The organism is Thalassospira sp. HF15 (assembly GCF_011806525.1).
GTDB lineage: Bacteria > Pseudomonadota > Alphaproteobacteria > Rhodospirillales > Thalassospiraceae > Thalassospira.
This window is the reverse complement of sequence record NZ_JAAVKI010000012.1, coordinates 1-17,734: the sequence shown is the minus strand read 5'-3', so window position 1 is coordinate 17,734 and position 17,734 is coordinate 1. Positions and strand designations below refer to the sequence as shown.

Annotated in this window: 13 protein-coding genes; all 13 read right to left on the bottom strand. The window is 54.7% G+C overall.

The genetic code is table 11. From position 1 onward, the window contains the following. Positions 1-36: 36 nt before the first annotated feature. Positions 37-2,199, bottom strand: a complete 2,163-nt coding sequence (flhA, locus tag HED22_RS19285; protein ID WP_175581328.1) for a flagellar biosynthesis protein FlhA — start codon at positions 2,197-2,199, stop codon at positions 37-39. Positions 2,200-2,288: 89 nt separating this feature from the next. Then, entirely contained in the window at positions 2,289-3,845 is a 1,557-nt protein-coding gene (locus tag HED22_RS19280) for a sigma-54 dependent transcriptional regulator (RefSeq protein ID WP_167725354.1), read from the bottom strand. Positions 3,846-3,929: 84 nt separating this feature from the next. Next, positions 3,930-4,724: a motility protein A gene (locus tag HED22_RS19275; protein ID WP_008891637.1), complete on the bottom strand. Its 795-nt coding sequence runs from the start codon at positions 4,722-4,724 to the stop codon at positions 3,930-3,932. A gap of 21 nt (positions 4,725-4,745) precedes the next feature. Then, entirely contained in the window at positions 4,746-5,108 is a 363-nt protein-coding gene (gene fliN / locus HED22_RS19270) for a flagellar motor switch protein FliN (RefSeq protein ID WP_044827611.1), read from the bottom strand. Further along, on the bottom strand, positions 5,101-6,453 hold the full coding sequence (locus tag HED22_RS19265) for a FliH/SctL family protein (protein ID WP_167725352.1): 1,353 nt from the start codon (positions 6,451-6,453) through the stop codon (positions 5,101-5,103). Before HED22_RS19265 ends, fliN begins: the two co-directional genes overlap by 8 nt. A 79-nt stretch (positions 6,454-6,532) precedes the next feature. Next, positions 6,533-8,137: a flagellar basal-body MS-ring/collar protein FliF gene (gene fliF, locus HED22_RS19260; RefSeq protein ID WP_217701918.1), complete on the bottom strand. Its 1,605-nt coding sequence runs from the start codon at positions 8,135-8,137 to the stop codon at positions 6,533-6,535. A 353-nt stretch (positions 8,138-8,490) separates the two neighbouring features. Next, on the bottom strand, positions 8,491-10,236 hold the full coding sequence (locus tag HED22_RS19255; RefSeq protein WP_167725349.1) for a flagellar hook protein FlgE: 1,746 nt from the start codon (positions 10,234-10,236) through the stop codon (positions 8,491-8,493). Between the two features lie 48 nt (positions 10,237-10,284). Beyond that, positions 10,285-11,061, bottom strand: coding sequence for a flagellar hook assembly protein FlgD (locus HED22_RS19250; RefSeq protein ID WP_167725347.1), 777 nt, complete (start codon positions 11,059-11,061; stop codon positions 10,285-10,287). A 21-nt stretch (positions 11,062-11,082) separates the two neighbouring features. Next, the gene (locus HED22_RS19245; protein WP_167725345.1) at positions 11,083-12,729 is read right to left on the bottom strand and encodes a flagellar hook-length control protein FliK; all 1,647 of its coding nucleotides are present in this window, start codon (positions 12,727-12,729) and stop codon (positions 11,083-11,085) included. 266 nt (positions 12,730-12,995) lie between these two features. Next, positions 12,996-13,508, bottom strand: a complete 513-nt coding sequence (gene fliS, locus HED22_RS19240; RefSeq protein ID WP_167725342.1) for a flagellar export chaperone FliS — start codon at positions 13,506-13,508, stop codon at positions 12,996-12,998. 83 nt (positions 13,509-13,591) lie between these two features. After that, positions 13,592-15,358: a flagellar filament capping protein FliD gene (gene fliD, locus HED22_RS19235; RefSeq protein WP_167725340.1), complete on the bottom strand. Its 1,767-nt coding sequence runs from the start codon at positions 15,356-15,358 to the stop codon at positions 13,592-13,594. A gap of 102 nt (positions 15,359-15,460) precedes the next feature. Beyond that, entirely contained in the window at positions 15,461-15,826 is a 366-nt protein-coding gene (locus HED22_RS19230; RefSeq protein ID WP_167725338.1) for a flagellar protein FlaG, read from the bottom strand. Between the two features lie 93 nt (positions 15,827-15,919). After that, positions 15,920-17,266, bottom strand: coding sequence for a flagellin (locus HED22_RS19225; RefSeq protein WP_167725336.1), 1,347 nt, complete (start codon positions 17,264-17,266; stop codon positions 15,920-15,922). Positions 17,267-17,734: the final 468 nt, after the last annotated feature.

Sequence of the window (17,734 nt, the reverse complement as noted above, 5' to 3'; positions counted from 1 at the left end):
TGTCCGCAAACAGGGCGGTCGGGATCAAGATACGCATCACACCTGCCCCAACGTTTTCAGCTGTGCCTTTGGGTGAATTTCGTTTTGTGACATGACCACCGTGCTCGGGCGGAAACGTTCAACGATCGAGCGCACGTAAGGACGAATGCCCGGGCTGGTCAGAAGGACGGGGCTTTCGCCCATCATGCCCAGGCGTTCAAATGTGGTGCGAACCTTGTTGATGAATTCCTGAAGCTGGCTTGGTGGAATGGAAAGCTGCTTTTCCTCACCCGACCCGACAAGGCTTTCGGCAAAGACCTGCTCCCACTGCGGCGACATGGTCACCAGCGGAATGACACCATCCTGATTGGTGTTCACATCGGAAAGCTGGCGCGCCAGACGCGATCGGACATGTTCGGTCATGAAGGTCGGATTGCGCGTGAATGCGGTGGATTCAGCAATGCCTTCAAGGATGGTCGGCAGATCGCGGATCGATACACGTTCGGTCAGCAGGTTCTGAAGCACGCGCTGAACGCCGCCGACGGAAACCTGACCCGGGACGATATCTTCGACCAGCTTCTTCTGGTCTTCGTCAAGTTCATCAAGCAGCTTTTGCGTTTCGGCATAAGACAGCAGTTCGGGCATGTGATCCTTGATCACTTCGGTGATGTGCGTCGTGATCACGGTTTGTGGATCCACTACCGTGTAGCCACGGAACATGGCTTCTTCCTTCATGCCCTGTTCGATCCACATGGCCGGCAGGTTAAAGGTTGGCTCCATGGTCTTTTCGCCCGACAGGGTGATTTCTTCACCGCGCGGGTCCATCACCAGCAACATGTTCGGGCGCAAGTCACCCCGGCCCGCCTCGATCTCCTTGACGCGCAGGACATATGTATTGGCGGGAAGTTGCATGTTGTCCTGAATACGCACGGACGGCATGACAAAGCCCATGTCACCGGCAAGCTGTCGGCGCAGTGCCTTGATCTGGTCGGTCAGTTTCTGTCCGCGTTCGGTGCTGATCAATGAGAGCAACCCATAGCCCAGTTCGAGCCGGACATAGTCCATGCGAAGCGCATTTGCGATGGGCTCTTCTGGCGGTGGGGCGGCGGCCTCGGCGGCGGCCTGGGTTTCTTTCATTTGTTCTTCGGCAACGGCTGCGTTCTGACGTTTGCCCATGTAATAAGCGAGATATCCCAACCCGATCGCCAAGCCAAGGAACCAAACCATGGGAATGCCCGGCAGAAGCGACATGCCCGCCATCAGGGCGGCGGCAACGCCAAGGGCTGCGGGATAGTTACTAACTTGTCCGAAAACGGCCTTTTCGGTCGCGCCATCAAGGCCACCCTTGGTGACCAGAAGGCCCGCAGCGGTCGACACGATCAATGCCGGGATCTGAGATACCAGACCATCACCAACGGTCAGGATCGTATAGGTCTCGGTTGCTTCACCCAGTGAAAGTCCCATCTGGGCGGTACCAATGATGATGCCGCCAACCACGTTGATAAACGTAATCAGAATACCGGCAACCGCATCACCACGAACGAACTTCGACGCACCATCCATGGACCCGAAGAATGAGCTTTCATCTTCAAGTTCCTTACGGCGTGCCTTGGCTTGTTCTTCGTTGATCAGGCCCGATGACAAATCGGCGTCAATCGCCATCTGCTTGCCGGGCATGGCATCAAGGGTAAAGCGGGCTGCGACCTCGGCAATACGGCCGGAACCCTTGGTGATCACGACGAAGTTAATGATTACAAGAATGGCAAAAACGATAATCCCGATAACGAAGTTGCCCGAAATCAGGAAGGAACCAAACGCCTCGATCACCGCGCCGGCAGCGTGCGTGCCTTCGTGCCCGTGACCAAGGATCAGTCGGGTTGTCGCGATGTTCAGCGCCAGCCTGAGCGACGTCGCCACCAGCAGGATCGTTGGGAAGGAGTTGAATTCGAGTGGTTTCTGAATGAACAGCGATGTCATCAGGATCAGCACAGAGAAGCTGATCGAAAGGGCGAGCATGAAATCAAGCAGCCATGGCGGCATCGGGAACATCATGACCACAAGGATCATGATAAAGCCCAGCGCCATGGCGATGTCGCCACGCTTCATGGCCGAAGCTACACGCGACTGAATGGCGCCGAGATTTAGCCCACCCGGCGCACCGCCACCGGGGCCTTCGGAGCCACCGGAACCAGTCGGTGTGATGTCTTGACCTTCGGCCATTGTCTTTGCTTGTTATCCTGTTGCTTGCTCGAAGTCCGTTGCGCTTTTACCTGCATTGAAGATGGGGATAGCGCAGGGAATTTTCATGTTCAGTCGTGACCATCGCCCGGGGCCGGGACGGCAAGTCCTTCGTCGTTATACTGGCGCAGCTTGTTGCGCAGGGTTCGAATGGAAATGCCAAGAATGTTGGCCGCATGGGTCCGGTTACCAAAGCAATGCTTGAGCGTATCAATGATCAGGTCGCGTTCGACGTCAGCAACCGTACGTCCAACCAGCGCCGAGGTCATCGACCCGTTTCCAGTACCTTCATCTGATGCGCTATCAGAGCTATCAGAGCTATCAGAGCCTTGATCCGCAGCCGGTGCCTCTTCTGCCGGAGCAGAGGGGGCAGGCGGTGGTGTGGGTGCGCTTGGCTGATAGGCCGATGAGGCCGCGCCATAGGCGGCATTGGCGTTGGCATAGGCCGAACTTGCCCGTGCCGGCGCCGCAGGTGCAGTCGGTGCGGGCGAGGGGGCCTGTGGTGCTGCAGCGGTCGGTTCACTCTTGCCTGATCCGGAAAGCATAATGGCTTCGGGCCCGATTTCGTCCGGACCTGCAATCAGCACGGCACGGTGCATGGTGTTTTCCAGCTCGCGCACATTGCCCCGCCAGTGGTGGGACAGCAGGCGCTGGATCGCAAGCGGGCTGATCGGGCGAACCGGAACGTCATTGGCCTCGGAATACTTTTTGACAAAGAACTCGGCCAGAACCGGGATATCGTCGGGACGCTCACGCAGCGACGGAATATCAAGGTTGACGACATTCAGGCGGAAATACAAATCTTCGCGGAAGTTACCCGCATTGACTTCGGCCTCAAGATTGCGGTTCGAGGTTGCCAGAATTCGGACATCGACCTTGACGGGACTTTTGCCACCAAGCCGGTCAATTTCCTTTTCCTGAATGGCCCGCAGAAGCTTTGCCTGCAGGCGGACATCCATTTCGCTGATTTCATCAAGCAAAAGCGTGCCGCCATTGGCTTCTTCAAATTTACCGATGCGGCGTGCCTGCGCCCCGGTAAAGGCACCTTTCTCATGACCGAAAAGTTCGGATTCAAGAAGGTTGTCGGGGATTGCCGCACAGTTGACCGCGACAAACGGCTTATCCGCGCGATTGGACTTGCGATGCACGTAGCGCGAAATGATTTCCTTACCGGTACCGCTTTCACCGGTGATCAGGATGGAGGCCGAGCTGTTGGCGACCTGACCCGCCAGACGCAGGGTTTCTGCCATGCGGGCATCGCGATGGATCAGCGCATGGCTTTCCTCGGTCACGGCCTCAAAGATGGCCGCGATCAGATCTGCTTCGGGCGGCAGGGGGATAAATTCCTGTGCACCGGCCTTAATGGCGTTGACCGCACCGTTGACATCATTGCCGATGCCGCATGCCACAACCGGAACGGTGATGCGTTCTGCACCCATGGCATCAATCAGGGCAGCGACATCAAGAGTGATGTCAGCCATGACCAGATCAATCCGGTTGCCAGTCCGCAGGATGTTAAGCGCCGTCGTCACGCTTTCGGCCAACTGGACCGAAGCGCCGCGCGCCATTGCGATCTTGCTGGCTGCGCCTATCTGTCCGCCCAGTCCACCAACGATCAGTACCTGCATCGTCTCATCTCTTTCCGATCAGTTTCGGGGACCCTGCGCACCCGAATAGTTCAAATGCAACAGGGCCAGTCTTCACACGTGTGATCAATCGAAGTAGCTGACGCGTTTTGACGGCGGCAGGATCGAGTTGATCAGCATTTCCAGGCGGCGGGGGTTTTCCTGCCGACCGATGGAAACAGCACCAACCATATAGACCGAATTCAAAAGTTCTTCGTCGCTTGAGTTGCGTTCAAGCTTACCGGCAAGCGGCATGAACACCATGTTGGCCAGAACCGCGCCATAGAAGGTCGTCAAAAGTGCAACAGCCATCGACGGACCAATGGAGGACGGATCATCAAGGTTACCAAGCATCTGAACCAGACCGATCAGCGTCCCGATCAGGCCCATCGCCGGTGCAACGTCACCAGCCTTTTTCATGATGTTTGCACCTTTCTGGTGGCGGCCGATGGTGGCATTCATGTCCTTGCGCATGATGGCTTCGACTTCCTCGGGCGGGGTGCCATCAACGACCAGCGACAGGCCTTTCCAGAGGTATTCTTCGCTCTGCAAGCTATCGAGATGTCCCTGCAGCGAGAGAACGCCACCCTTACGGGCGATTTCGGCAAGCTGAAGAATCTGAAGGGCAGCATCGGCCGGATTGCGCGACTTGTGGAAAATCGTGCGCATCAGGACCTTGCCAGAGCCGAGAAACTCGCCCAACGCAAAGCTGACAGCCGTAATGGCCGCTGTACCGCCGATCACAATCAGGACAGAGGGGATATCGATAAAGGCGCCCGGCGATCCGCCAAAGATGATTGCAGCGATCACCAACGCAAAGCCAATGGCCAGTCCCCCGACTGTCGCAATGTCAAACGACGTTTTAGTCCCCCCTTCGGCCATAGTCGGATATCCTCTCTTACGTTAGCTTTTCTCTGATTTGATGATTTCCGTCATGGTCACGCCAAGCCGGTCTTCAACCACAACCACCTCGCCGCGCGCGACCAGACGGTTGTTCACATAGATATCAATAGCTTCACCAACTTTACGGTCAAGCTCTACGACAGCACCACGACCAAGTTTCAGCAATTGACTGACCTGCATGGTTGCTTTCCCAAGGACAGCTGAAACCTGAACGGGAATATCGTACACGGCTTCGAGATCCTTGGAAGTCTTCATCTGCTCGCTGCCAGCTTCGGCTGCGGCAAGAAGTTCGGTTCCTTCGCCCTCGAGTTCAATGTGATCGTCATCGAGTTCGGAGAGTTCGAGATCGTCATCATCAGCCATTTTCGTCTCCTGCGTCTTTGGTCGGTTGCTTCACAGCAGCCATCTCGTCGGCTGTGGTCGTCTGGTCATTTTTTGCTTCGGGCTTGTTTTCCGCCTGCTGTTCGGTGGCAGGTTCCGCTGTCGGTTGTTGCGGCGCGGTCGCGTCCGGTTCCGGGCTTTGCACCTCGCCAGTCGACTGTGTCGGATGTGCCATCGTATCTTCTTGCGATGTTTGCATATTCCGCGTCTCGGTGCCATCGCCTTCTTGCGTTGCCGGGCCTTCCTCAGCAGGGTGCGCCGGGGACGGCGTATCCGATGTGACCTGTGTCACCGGTTCTGCTGATGCACCTTGGGTCAGTCCTGCAAGATTGTCCTGCGGCTGGGATGCGCTTTCCGAGGCAGGTGTTTGCGCCGATGATGATGTTTCCGGTGCTGGCGTGGCGTCGACCGGTTCAGGAATTTCTGTTGCGTGTTCGGGCTCTGGCGTTGCGTCTTCTTGCGGTTCCGGTTGCTCTGACATTGCTTCCGGTTGGGCGGCAGCCTCTTGCGTCGGTGCAGTTTGTTCTGGGGTTGGTTCCTCAGCCGGTATTCGGCTTTCCTGAACTTCGGGATCGCCCATATCGCTCTCAGCCAGGTCATGATCACTGGCATGCAGGGCCAGGGCATTATCAATGATGGTGTTGATTTCAGACCAGATACGCGCACTGTCGCGCACTGCAGTCCCGTCACCCCATGAAACCTGACAGTCACCCATCGCAACCTCGGCTTCGCCGACGACAACGACCTTGCCTGAAAAACCACGTGACAGCGCGATGCGTTCAGCAGCGGCGCCAACATCTTTTTCAAGATCAGGATGGACCTTGATCATGACTTTTGGCGCTTCAAACAGGTTGGCCAGACATTGGCGAACAATGTCCTCAATCTCCGTCAACTGGTACTGTTTGGACCAGGCCGGCGCCAGTTTGCGGATAATGCCAAGTGCAACATGGATGGCATCTTCGTTGATTTTGGCATTGGCGCGCTTTTGCTGCTCGTCGATCTGACTGAGCTTTTCGGCGATTTCGGATTCGACATCGCCAACCGCCTTTTCAAGGGAAGCCATGATTTGCTGATGAGCTTCATCAAAACCCTGTTTGTGGCCTTCGGCAAAACCCTGTTCGTGGCCGCGTTGTTCGGCTTCGGCCACCATCTGCGCGCCTTGCTCCTCGGTATAGACCGGCGGAGGGGGCGGGGGGGCTTCTTCTTCTTTCTTTTTCTTCTTTTTCTTGCCCAGTTCGTAATGCTCATCCTCGTCGCCTGCCGAACGGATTACGTTGTCGGCATCGTCGAAGCTTAGCGAGAATGTGAACTTTTCAATGGCCGTCATATCGAAATGCTAAAACGCCTTGAGCAACAAAAGGGGGGCAGCCCTGCGGCTGCCAGTGAGCCGATAACTGTCAGGAGCATCAGCTCTCCTGATACAGCCAGTTGCGAATGATCGAGAGAGCTTCTTCCGGGTGTTTCTCCACGATCTCGCCGATTTTCTTGACCGAGGAGGCTTTCACGCGGCCTTCAACCTGCGACAGGTTGATGAGTTCTTCGCCTTCATCTGCACCACCCGGTGCCATCGGCACAGGTGCCGGGCCTTCAAGCGCCGGTGTTCCCTCAGCACTCATGTCTTCGGAAAGAAGCTGGCGCTGGGCCATATCTGCTGCACTTGGCAGGGTTTCGAATGCACGCGTCAGCAGCGGGCGAACCACCAGCAGGATGACGAGGATCGCAACGATCGCGAGGACCAGCATCTCTGCAATGCGGAATATTTCAGCCTTGTCGAGGCCAAGGAAGGTCTCGATCTCTTCATCCGGGAACAGGTCTTCGGTATCAGCGAACTGCATGTTGATGACCTCGACCTGATCGCTGCGCTGCGGATCATAGCCGATAGCGCTGCGCACAAGGGCGGCGATCTTTTCAAGGTCTTCCGGGGAGCGTTCCTGATAAAGGCGCTCGCCGTTTTCATCGGTTGTATAAGTCCCATCAACCAGCACGGCGACGGTCACGCGCGAAATCTCGCCAATTTCCTTCACCTGCGTGGTGGTGGTTTTGGAGATCTCGTAGTTGACCGTTTCTTCGGTGCGGTTTTCCTGACTTTGGGTGCCAGCACCATTGCCACCGCCAAAGTTGGCGTCGGGCAGGTTATTTTGAAGGGTTACCGGGTCAGCGCCGTCGGTCTCGGAATTGGTGGCATTTTCTTCGATCGTCTGGCTTGAACGGATCACCCGCTCATCGGGGTTGAAGCGCTCATCTGCGGTCGTGATCTTGTTAAAGTCCATCTCGACCGACACTTCGGCGCGAACCTCGCCGTAGCCAAGGGAGCGCGACAACAGATCTTCGATGGTGTTGCGCAGGCGGCTTTCGGTGCGGATGCGCATTTCATCGGCGGTCTGGGTCAGGAAGGTGGAGGATTGCTGTTCGCCATCGCCGCGCGCCAGAAGACGACCACGTTCGTCAATGATCGAAACTTTTCCGGGGTCAAGCTGCGGTACTGCAGCTGCGACAAGATGTTGAATGGCAACAACCTGTTCGGGTTTCAGTTCGCCGCCCGCCATCTTGACCGCGATAGAAGCACTGGCTTCCTGCGTTTCGCGCGAAAACATCTGACGTTTTGGCAGAACAAGATGAACACGTGCCTGCTGGATCGACTGGATCGCGGCAATTGTTCTGGCAAGTTCGCCTTCAAGGGCGCGGACATGGTTGATGTTCTGCTCAAAGCTCGTCGCGCCAAAGCCGTCGGAGTTGTCAAACACCTCGTATCCGACAGAGCCCCCAGTTGGCAGGCCGCTTTCGGCCATGCTCAGCCGCATACGGTTGACCTGATCACCAGGAACAAGGATTTCGGTGCCGTTGTTCAGTAATTGATATTGGACCTGCTGATCCTCAAGACGATTGACGATTTGGCTGGCATCGGCCGGATCAAGATCGCGATAGAGCAGTTCCATGTTCGGAGCTGAAACGCGCATGATCAGAAATGCAAAGAAAACAAGCAGCAATACGCCCACGCCGCTGATAGCCATCAGGCGCGTCGGTCCCAGACCTTTGAGTGTTTGCAACAAGCCGCCCACGTTCGACTGCTCCGAAACGAAATTTTACCACTGTCCCTATGCGGATCGATCCATGCGGAATGCGACCAGCATCAACAACGAATAGTTCTCCATGCTGAAGAACAGGTTAACAACCGGCAATTTTTGCCCAGTTACCGGATTCAAATTCATCAGTGATTTGAATCATTTGGATATTTAAAACTGCTTTGTTCTGCCCTTTATGTAGTGAGTCAATCGGGCAAAAAGAAGCCCGGCACATCGGCCGGGCGAGTCTCGATTGGTGCAAGGTGTTTCAGGGCGGGTTAACGCCCTGAAACAGATATCAATTACCGTTTGATCCGGATCAGCTCATCAAGCATTTCATCGGTCGTTGTGATTGTCTTGGTGTTTGCCGAGAAGGCACGCTGGGTAACAATCATGTTGGTGAATTCCTCACCGAGATCGACGTTCGATCCTTCAAGTGCGGATGCCACGACGTTACCAGCACCGTTCAAGCCCGGTTCACGCAGCAGGTAATCACCCGACTCACGTGTCTGACGGTAAACGTTACCGGTGTGGTTTTCCATTTCATCAGGGGCTTCAAAGGTTGCGATCGCAAGTTTGTAGACCGGACGTTTCACACCGTTGGCGAATTCGACCTGCAGGAAGCCATCCTCGGTGAAGGCATAGTTCACCATGGTGCCAGCCTGCGCGCCGTTCTGGTTGATGAAGTGGGTGGTGTATTCGACAAGGTTACCGTTCGCATCCGAGCCGGCGGCAAACTGGGTAATACCATTGCCAAGACCGATGGTGCCGAAATCAAGCGTGAACTCGCTCGTATCCGAGCCATTGCTCCATTCAGCCGAGATGTCGGTATCGACCAGACTGCCGTTTACACCAACGGTTGTCGCACCGACAGTTGCCTGAACACCCGTAAAGCTCTGCAGGTTACCAGAACCGTCAAATGTGATGGTACCGGCCTGGATCAAGCCATTCGGATGGTCAGTTGCATCCAGTTCGCCGGCGGTAGTGTTCCCGGTCAACTCGAAGCCCCAACGGTTCTGACCAAGTTTGACCACCTGAAGGTTCACGGTGTGGGCGGAACCAAGCGAGTCATAGATGGTAACTGGCATGGTGTTGTCTTCGGCAACTGTTCCGCTTGCGAGATCACCAGCAGTATACGTGGCCGCCAAGGTGCCAGGAACACCCGGAACGGTTATGCCTGTTGCGCTGAATGGCGTGCCAGTTACGTTGGCGAAGGTTACGCCTTGATCGGCAAAGGCAGCGGTAAGTGTCAGGGTGTCGTTCGTACCGGTCGTGGTGGTGGTCGCGTCGATCCCGGTGACAGCGCTGATCGCCGCAGCCAAGTCTTCCAGAGTATCACCGGTATTGATCGTGATATTGGTGGTTGTACCGTTATGAGTGATCGAGAACTGGTCACCGTTATTGATACCGGCAAGCGTTGTCAGATCGGTCGTATCATAGTCGAGGCCAACGGTCGTCGATGTGGCCGTGCCACCGGTAACCGCGGTTTCGTCAGAGTTTAGGTTTGCACCGAATTCGATATTGGTGGTCGATGCGGCCGCCGTCAGGATCGAGTTGATATCAAGAACCTGAAGGTCGGTAACTGCAGAACTGTTTGAAGTTGTCGCATTACCATTCCCATCCAGAAGACCACCGTCACGGTCGGTTGCCCAACCCTGAACATAATAACCGGCAGTGTTTTTCAGGTAGCCGTCGTCGTCTGGTTTGAAATCACCAGCACGGGTAAAGAACAGCTCGTCGTTGGATCCGGGGGTCGCAGTACCGCGAACGATGAAGAAACCATCACCCGAAATTGCTGCTGCCGTGGTTGACGAGGTGGCCTGCAGAAGACCCTGCTTGCTGATCAGTGCGGTCGGATGGAACCGAACGCCACCAGGTGTGTAGCGGGTATCTGTTGCGGCTTCAGTCACCAGGGTCGAGAAGCGCCCGATCGTTCCCTTGTAACCGATTGTGTTGAGGTTCGAGATGTTGTCCGAGATGACGCCCAGGTTCTGAGACTGCGCATTCAGGCCGGAAACACCGGAAATCATTGCACCAAAAAGGCTCATTTTTCTTCTCCTGTTTCACAGGGTGTTGATCAAATCCGGATGAATGCCCTAGGCGGCTTCTTCCTGCTCTTCAGTCCCGGAATTATCTCCGGTATCTGTGTTGTCGTTGGTGGTATCTGTGCTATTCGCACCCAACTTCACGTTGGTGAGTGTCGAGAACGGTACAGAGACATCGCCCATACGCAGGTAGATGTCGCTGTCATCAATATCGACACTATCAACCGTGCCGACGATACCGATTGCCACAGATGCCGGATCACCGTCTTCATCGAGGAAGTTATCGCCGTTGGCTGCCATCGGGCTGACCACGAGCGTATAAGCACCGGGATCCTGTTCCACACCGTTGTTGTTCTTGCCGTCCCAGGTAAAGGTCTGGAGGCCGGAAACATCGGTGAGTTCTTCGGAGTAGATCGTTTTGCCGTTTTGATCCTGAATCTGCAGCTGCAGACGCGGAACTTCAGGCGCAACGTTGTATTTGTAGGTGAGGCTTTCGCCCTCTTCACGCCAGTTTGTATCGCCAACCGCCTCGATCTCGGCACCGACGTAAGACAGTGCAGAAAGCTGACGCTGCTGTCCCTGCATGGCAAGCAGGTCTTCGAGGTTCTTGTTGCTCTGAATGCCTTGCTCAACCTGGGCGAACTGGCTCAATTGGTCAGTGAATTTGTCACTTTCCATCGGCGAGGTCGGGTCCTGGTTTCTGAGCTGTGTCGTCAGCAGGGTCAGAAACGTGTCAAAGTTCTGTGCCAGCTGATTGGCAGAGTTCCTCGAAGACGCATTGGTGTCTGATTGCGATAATCCGACATTTGTCAGGGATGAAATGGTCATGGGATTGTCCCTCTACCTTTTCTAAATCCGGATATCGACAAGGCCGTTGGGATTGATCCCATAGCCAATGGCGACATGTTCGGCGAGTTCGGTTCCACTCATGACATCGCCTTCATCGGGGCTGCTGCCCTGCTCGGCGGTCATACGAGATTGGCCGTTGCCTTCCTGACTCTGGCCACCTTCATTTCTGTGCTCGAAGGTGAAGCTTTGACTGTCTGCATTCAGACCGGCGTCTTTCAGGGCCTGCTGCAGTGCGCGGGAGTCCTGACGCAACATGTCGAGGGTCTCGCGTGTATCTGCCTGGATAACGCCCTGGATACGGCCATCCTGACCAATTTCCATTTTGACATCGACGCGGCCCAGATGTTCAGGACGCAACTGAACGGAAATCTTGTCGACCCCTTCGCTGGCAGCGTTGCGGATCGAAACAGCGACTTGCTGCTGGACTTGCTGCGATGGAGCCTGACGCGCGGTTTGCGCGGTCTGTCCACCTGTGTTGGTCTGGTGCAGGGTGTTGGTGGTGCCCGGCTGACCGTTTGCGGTTACCGCGGCTTCGGTGCCGCCGGTCGCTGTTACCGCGCTGGTTGTGGCAGCGCCTTGCTGGGCAGCGGGATTAGTTTGCGGGTTTTGGGCGCTGGCTGCTGCTGCCATGGCCTGCTGTGCGGCTTGGGCAGTTTGTGCCGGGTTGTTTGCAGTTGCCTGTTGGGCTCCATTGGTGGTCTGCCCGTTTCCGCTTGCTGCAGCATTGGTGATACCGGCTGCATCGGATTTGCCTTTGCCATCGCCGCTCATCGACTCAACGACCCGTGACAGGAATTTGTCGGACGATAATTCGTCACCGGTACCTGCATCCGCACCATTCATGGCCATTTTGGCCGACGATGCAGCGGCGGGCTGGGACAAGGCGGTCGAGTTCATCAAGCCGTCTGTTGTGCTGTCTGCCGCGGCGGCGCCGTTCGGGTTAGTTGTTCCATTCTGCGCATTTGCCAGAGCCGCGTTTTGACCTGTGGTCGCGCCACCAGCTGCATTCGCTTTCACCTCGGCGGCTTTGGCCTTGGCGAGTTCAATGGCTTCTGGTGAACCAGGAAGCGGAACAGACTGTGCCGGATGGTTCGGATCAACCATGCCCGGATTTGTCACGATGGTTTCGGTATTGTCCGCGTCTGTTCCGGTATCATCCGCAGAAGCAGTGGACTTGGAGCTTTCTTCTGAGGATGCATTGGCCTGATCAGAGGTATCGCCTTCGCCACGATCATCATTGCCGCTGTCAGCGTGCTGTGTGTCGTCCGAAGCTCCGTCGTCGTCAGGGCGGTTTGCGTCGGCGTCACGCGGCTCATCAGACTTTTGGTCGTCAATATTGGCGTGATCTTCATGGTCTTCACGTGAAGCGCGGACCGGTTCGTCGTCCCGGCGGTCATCATTATGTGCTTCGTCAATATGGCGTTCGTCACGCGATGACGAACGCGCGTCCATCTCTGCGCGGCGTTCATCAATATCGTTCTGGGCAGATTTTGCCGCGTCGTATTTGACCTGATGGCTGTGCTCAGACCATTTGTCTGTGATCGATGCCATGACATCACCAAAGCCCGATCCCTTGCTTTCGCTTGGGTTTGTGCCGGGGACGGCGACAGTTGGCATCACGCTATTTGTAATCGCAGAGCTGTTCATGACCTTGGTCCTTATGGAAGCAGTGTCAGAACATGTGCAAGTGGTGGGCCAGTTTTGTTGGTTAATGTTTTCTAAATATTTTCAGCACCTTAGAACGTCCTGAGGGCTGAAGGCATATTTTGCCGCAAGACCAGACTGCCAGATACAGGGCAAAATTGATCCAGTGGTTGTTCGAGGTCAGAGTGGAACAGGTCGTGAAAGCAAAAAGGCCTTCGACTAAATCGAAGGCCTTTTTGAGGTCGGTAAGATAATTGATGCGCCCTGGCTTAGGCTGAAATCGACAGACCCGACTTGGCTGGCGCCGGATTTTCGCTGTCGTCCGTTGTGCTTGCCGGTTTTTCTACAGCTTCATTTGTCAGTGCCGGGCGATCCTGTTGCGCGGTCATTACCGCCTGACGCAACTCGCCTTCACTTTTCTCGGAAAGCTCTGCCCAGGAATCCCGAAGCGGGGTGAGAAGTTTAATCACTTCTGCTGCGGCATTGGGATCATTCTTGCGATCTACATCCATCAAACGAAGCATGCAGTGGGTATAGAGGCGTTCGAGGTTCGCGGCGATTTCGCCACCTTGCTCCATATCCAGCGTGTTTGCCAAGTGGGCAATCAACTCCTGCGCACTGCAGTTCGCATTGCAACGACCCTGAATATCATTGCGCTCAATCGCGTTTTGCGCTTCCTGCAAGCGTGACAAGGTCTTCTCAAACAGCATGAACACCATCTTTGCCGGCGTTGCTGTGTTGACCTGTTGTTGCTTGTATGTATGGGCGGCGTGTTCGTTCATGCGACACTCCTCGGTATGCTAAGCGTGTGTCCAGTGTGCATGTTTGACAGAGAAAAGTTAACTATTATCTTTTCCAGCGGCCATTAACCATCTTTGCCCGCAGCCATCAGTTCGTCAAGAGAGCTCTGAATGCTCTTCATACGGGCCAGGGCCGATTCCATCGCAATGAACTGATCCATAAGAACTTCTCGCTGTCTGGCGAGGCGTTCATCAATCCGTTCAACTTTTTCTTCATGCGAAGCGCTTTGGGTCTCCAGTTCGGAGATGGCCTGGGTCAAAGTGCCTTCTTCTTCGTCCAGAATTGAGTCCAGTTCGAAGTAGAATTGCGCGCCGATACCAACACTGGTGGTCACAGTCGCGGTATCAGCAGCATTTGCATCACCGCCATAGAACAGGCGCAAACCGTCTGCAGTCCGGATGCTATTGCCAGATACAACAGCGTTCTTACCGGTTGTGGTGACACCATCAACTGTAATGTCATAGGTGACACTGTTGATCACCCCGCCCGAGGCATCAATGTTAAACTCATAGGTCGCCGCATTGGTTTTGCCATCAAAACCGGTCATGGTGACATCAGAATTGTCCGACTTCCCGCGGAACAGGAAAAGCTCCATGACTTCGTCCGGCTCATTGAGCAGGGCTTCGTTGAGTGCCGTTTCATCAAGTTCGATGGTTTTGCTCTTTAACGGATCTTCGTTGGCACCGTAAGCGACAAAGCCCAGACCGATCTCGGCCAATACCGAATAATCGTCCTTATCGGGTCTGTCGGTTACACCGTTTGCAAAGGAGCCTGCAATTTGCTGAAGGCCAGATTCGATGCCTTTGACCGACGTATTCCCAAGCAGCACCGCATCTTCGGATGCTTCACCGGTAGTCGGATCAACAAAGGTTTTCTCGTTGATGAATGTCTGAACGGCATTGTACGCATCAACAAAATCAAGAATGGCGGTTTTCGCCTGATTGAGGTCTTGCTCAATGTCGATCGTGATTAAAGTGCCAGGTTCCGCGTCATAAAGACTGATGTTAAGACCATCAATCAGATCAGAAAATTCATTTGATCCACGGGTAACCGGGATCCCGTCGAGCTCCATCTCGGCATTGTTGCCAACGTCGATGACGTTGGCACCAACGATGGCCCCGACACCGTCCAAGATATTAAGATTCTGAAGAACATTACCCGTGTCATCGCTAAAGGACATACGATTGTCCTCACCTTCTTCGGTCGAGGTGAGGATCAGCGTGCTTTCAGTGTCAGAAACCTTGACCACCGATGCCTGAACACCGGTAGAGTCCGCGATGTTGTTGATCTTGTCGCGAATATCCTGAAGCGTGTCTCCGGCCGCGACGGTCACAGTAGAACTACCGGTGCCACCGGTTACCGTGAATGTGCCGGTTCCTGTGATCCCGGTAATGTCAGCGCTTGCCGCGACGGGCTGGGTATTACTTGATAGCTTGTGTCTGCTGGCGACCTGGTTGATTTCAAACGTATAGCTGCCGGTTTCAGCCGCATTACTTGCCGTAACCCCCATGAGCGAGGCGGCAGCGGTGCCATCCGAGGAAGCAAAGATCTGCTTCGACTCAAAGATGTTGCGCGAGTTATCAAAGCTCGTTGCACCGTAAAGGTTGGCCATCGAGTCCTTGAGTGTTCCAACAAGCGTCTGCAGCTCTTTAAGCGCAGCAATTTTCTCGTCGTTTGCTTCTACCCGTCTTTCGAGGTTGTCAGCAGGAATACGACGGGCAGCAATCATCTGGTCAACGGTGTCGACGAAATCGATGTTGGACGAGCCGCCAGACAACTGGACGCGACCATTATCGCCAACATAGATGTTATTTAAATTCAAGCCGCTCATTGGTTTAGCTCCTTGGGTGCACCCGGCGGATTTTGCCTGCAACCGACGTGTTTTGTCAAATTAGCATGCAACAACCGTGCCTTTATGCTCCCACTCGCTGTGTTAAATCTCTTCGTCGACAAAGCTGCCCAAGTACTCTCGCATCTGCGAGAATAGCTGTTGCAGTTCTTTTGATGGCAGTTCGCGCAAAACATCGCCGCTGACACGATCAGTTACTTTCGCGACAACACGACCGGTATCCTGATTGAAGTTCAGTTCAACGCGTGCCGATCCGTCCGCAAGGTCAGGCAAGTCAAGGCTCGCCAGTGCATCCTGCATCTTCTGCGGAACCGCCGAAGTTTTTGTTTCCGGTTTTACGGATGCAGATTCCGTGTCAGCTCTCGCTGACGCGACTGCTGGTGCAGCCGACGCAGCTTGGGTGCTACTACCCGGACTGCTTGGCGCACTGTAGTTTTGCACGACTTCCATTTTTCAGCTCCTTAAAGCCGCCATCCTGTAACAGCAGGATGAAACTTGCAAATGACGGGTGCCAATCACCGGTACCCGGGGACCAAAGTTAAGTTACTGGAGCAGACGCAGCAGGTTCTGCGGCATCTGATTAGCCTGTGCCAGCATGGCGACACCCGACTGAACCAAAATCTGCTTGGACGTGAAGGCGGTCATTTCTGAGGCCACGTCCAGGTCAAGCAGGGTCGAACGCGCTGATTCAGTGTTTTCCTGCGTTGTCGCAAGGTTCTGGCCAGCAAAGTCCAGGCGGTTCTGATAGGTGCCAACGCCGGCACGGGCCCGCTGCAGATCATCAATTGCGCGGGTCACAACTTCAACAGCAGACTGGGCATTGCCTGCTGTACCGATTGCATTCGATCCCAGATCGAGCAGTGAGGTTTGGGTTCCCAGCGCGCCAGCGCCAAGCGTATCTGAGTCGACGGCATTCAAAGTGATCGCCAATCGATCATTCGCGGTGTTGCCTGCGCCAACTTGGAAGTTGATCGAGTTTTGCAATGTCTGCCCATTGTCGGCAGCCATGGTGACAATGTTACCGGTCGCGGAGTTAAGGCCGCTGCCATTAAAGTCAGTGGCAGTACCGAAGTCGGATGCGCCGGTGTTGTCACCGCGGATGGTAGCAACCGAAGCCGAGAAGTTGGTGTTGACCGTGAAGGTCAAGCCAAGTTCATCGAAATTCAATGTGGCGTTGTCGCCAGCGCTAATTGCGGTTGTTCCACCGGTGCGGTAATCGGTGATATCAATCGACTGGGTGCGGTCAGCAGCGCCATCAATGGTGCTGGTGACTGTCATGATGACCTGATCGCCTGCGCCATAATTGATGTTCACTTCAAAACTGTTATCGGTAACAGTGTTGGTGTTGGTGTCAGTTGCCCAGTAGTTGTTGTCGGTGATGGCAAAGTTGTCGAAACCGTTCACCGGAACAAGAGCTTCACCAGAGCCGGCGGCAGCAAGGTCGCCGAATTCAATCGCAACATCGCCACCATCACCGAGCAACTGAATGCCGTTGAAGTTGGTCGAAGAGGCAATCCGATCAATTTCTTCGCGCAACTGCACGAATTCATCATTGAGGAAGCCACGTTCAGTGTCGGAAAGGTTGCCCGAGGAGGCCTGAACCGAAAGCGTTTTCATACGGACCAGGATATTATCGATTGTTGCCATGCCGCCATCTGCGATCTGGAGCATCGAGTTGGCCTGACCAACGTTTACAGAAGCTGTTTTGAGGGCCTCAGTTGTGGCATTCAGGCGCGCACCAATGGCCATGGAAGCAGCATCATCACGTGCAGAAACGACACGCGTACCCGAAGAAAGCTTCGAAAGCGACCGTGTGGCCATTTCATCAGAAGCTGACAGGTTGCGGTGCGCTACATTCGCAGCATAGTTCGATATAATGTTAAGAGCCATAACGCATCTCCTACATGGATAGCTCTGGGCAACATCTTGTTGTCCGTGATCCGGCACATTTGCCAGAGAATTTTCAGCCCACACATAGGGATGAAAAAGGTAATACAGATAGGGCGAAATATACTTTTAGGTTAGATTTGTGTCCAGTAAAAAAAGAATCCTAGATTTTCACATTAAAATCAGTTGGTTATGAATGTGCCAAAGTCTTGATCTTGCTAACTCTGTTAATGATTTGTAAACGAATCCGACTCCGCAACATTTGATCTAATGATGGTGGGGCAATTATCCTGATGTATAGATCTAGGCTTGATCTCTGCCTGACTGATGATGCGGTAAAACGCGCGATCAGAAACTTGACGTTAGCAGTTGCTACGCAAAAGGGGCGGCCCGAAGGCCGCCCCTTTGTGAAGACATAGTTGCTTTCGAGATTACTGGAGCAGACGCAGCAGGTTCTGCGGCATCTGGTTT

What these genes read in the sequence shown, in the direction of transcription:
- flhA (WP_175581328.1), bottom strand. Translation starts at nt 2,199, where the DNA reads ATGGCCGAAGGTCAAGACATCACACCGACTGGTTCCGGTGGCTCCGAA.
- HED22_RS19280 (WP_167725354.1), bottom strand. Translation starts at nt 3,845, where the DNA reads ATGCAGGTACTGATCGTTGGTGGACTGGGCGGACAGATAGGCGCAGCC.
- HED22_RS19275 (WP_008891637.1), bottom strand. Translation starts at nt 4,724, where the DNA reads ATGGCCGAAGGGGGGACTAAAACGTCGTTTGACATTGCGACAGTCGGG.
- fliN (WP_044827611.1), bottom strand. Translation starts at nt 5,108, where the DNA reads ATGGCTGATGATGACGATCTCGAACTCTCCGAACTCGATGACGATCAC.
- HED22_RS19265 (WP_167725352.1), bottom strand. Translation starts at nt 6,453, where the DNA reads ATGACGGCCATTGAAAAGTTCACATTCTCGCTAAGCTTCGACGATGCC.
- fliF (WP_217701918.1), bottom strand. Translation starts at nt 8,137, where the DNA reads ATGGCTATCAGCGGCGTGGGCGTATTGCTGCTTGTTTTCTTTGCATTT.
- HED22_RS19255 (WP_167725349.1), bottom strand. Translation starts at nt 10,236, where the DNA reads ATGAGCCTTTTTGGTGCAATGATTTCCGGTGTTTCCGGCCTGAATGCG.
- HED22_RS19250 (WP_167725347.1), bottom strand. Translation starts at nt 11,061, where the DNA reads ATGACCATTTCATCCCTGACAAATGTCGGATTATCGCAATCAGACACC.
- HED22_RS19245 (WP_167725345.1), bottom strand. Translation starts at nt 12,729, where the DNA reads ATGAACAGCTCTGCGATTACAAATAGCGTGATGCCAACTGTCGCCGTC.
- fliS (WP_167725342.1), bottom strand. Translation starts at nt 13,508, where the DNA reads ATGAACGAACACGCCGCCCATACATACAAGCAACAACAGGTCAACACA.
- fliD (WP_167725340.1), bottom strand. Translation starts at nt 15,358, where the DNA reads ATGAGCGGCTTGAATTTAAATAACATCTATGTTGGCGATAATGGTCGC.
- HED22_RS19230 (WP_167725338.1), bottom strand. Translation starts at nt 15,826, where the DNA reads ATGGAAGTCGTGCAAAACTACAGTGCGCCAAGCAGTCCGGGTAGTAGC.
- HED22_RS19225 (WP_167725336.1), bottom strand. Translation starts at nt 17,266, where the DNA reads ATGGCTCTTAACATTATATCGAACTATGCTGCGAATGTAGCGCACCGC.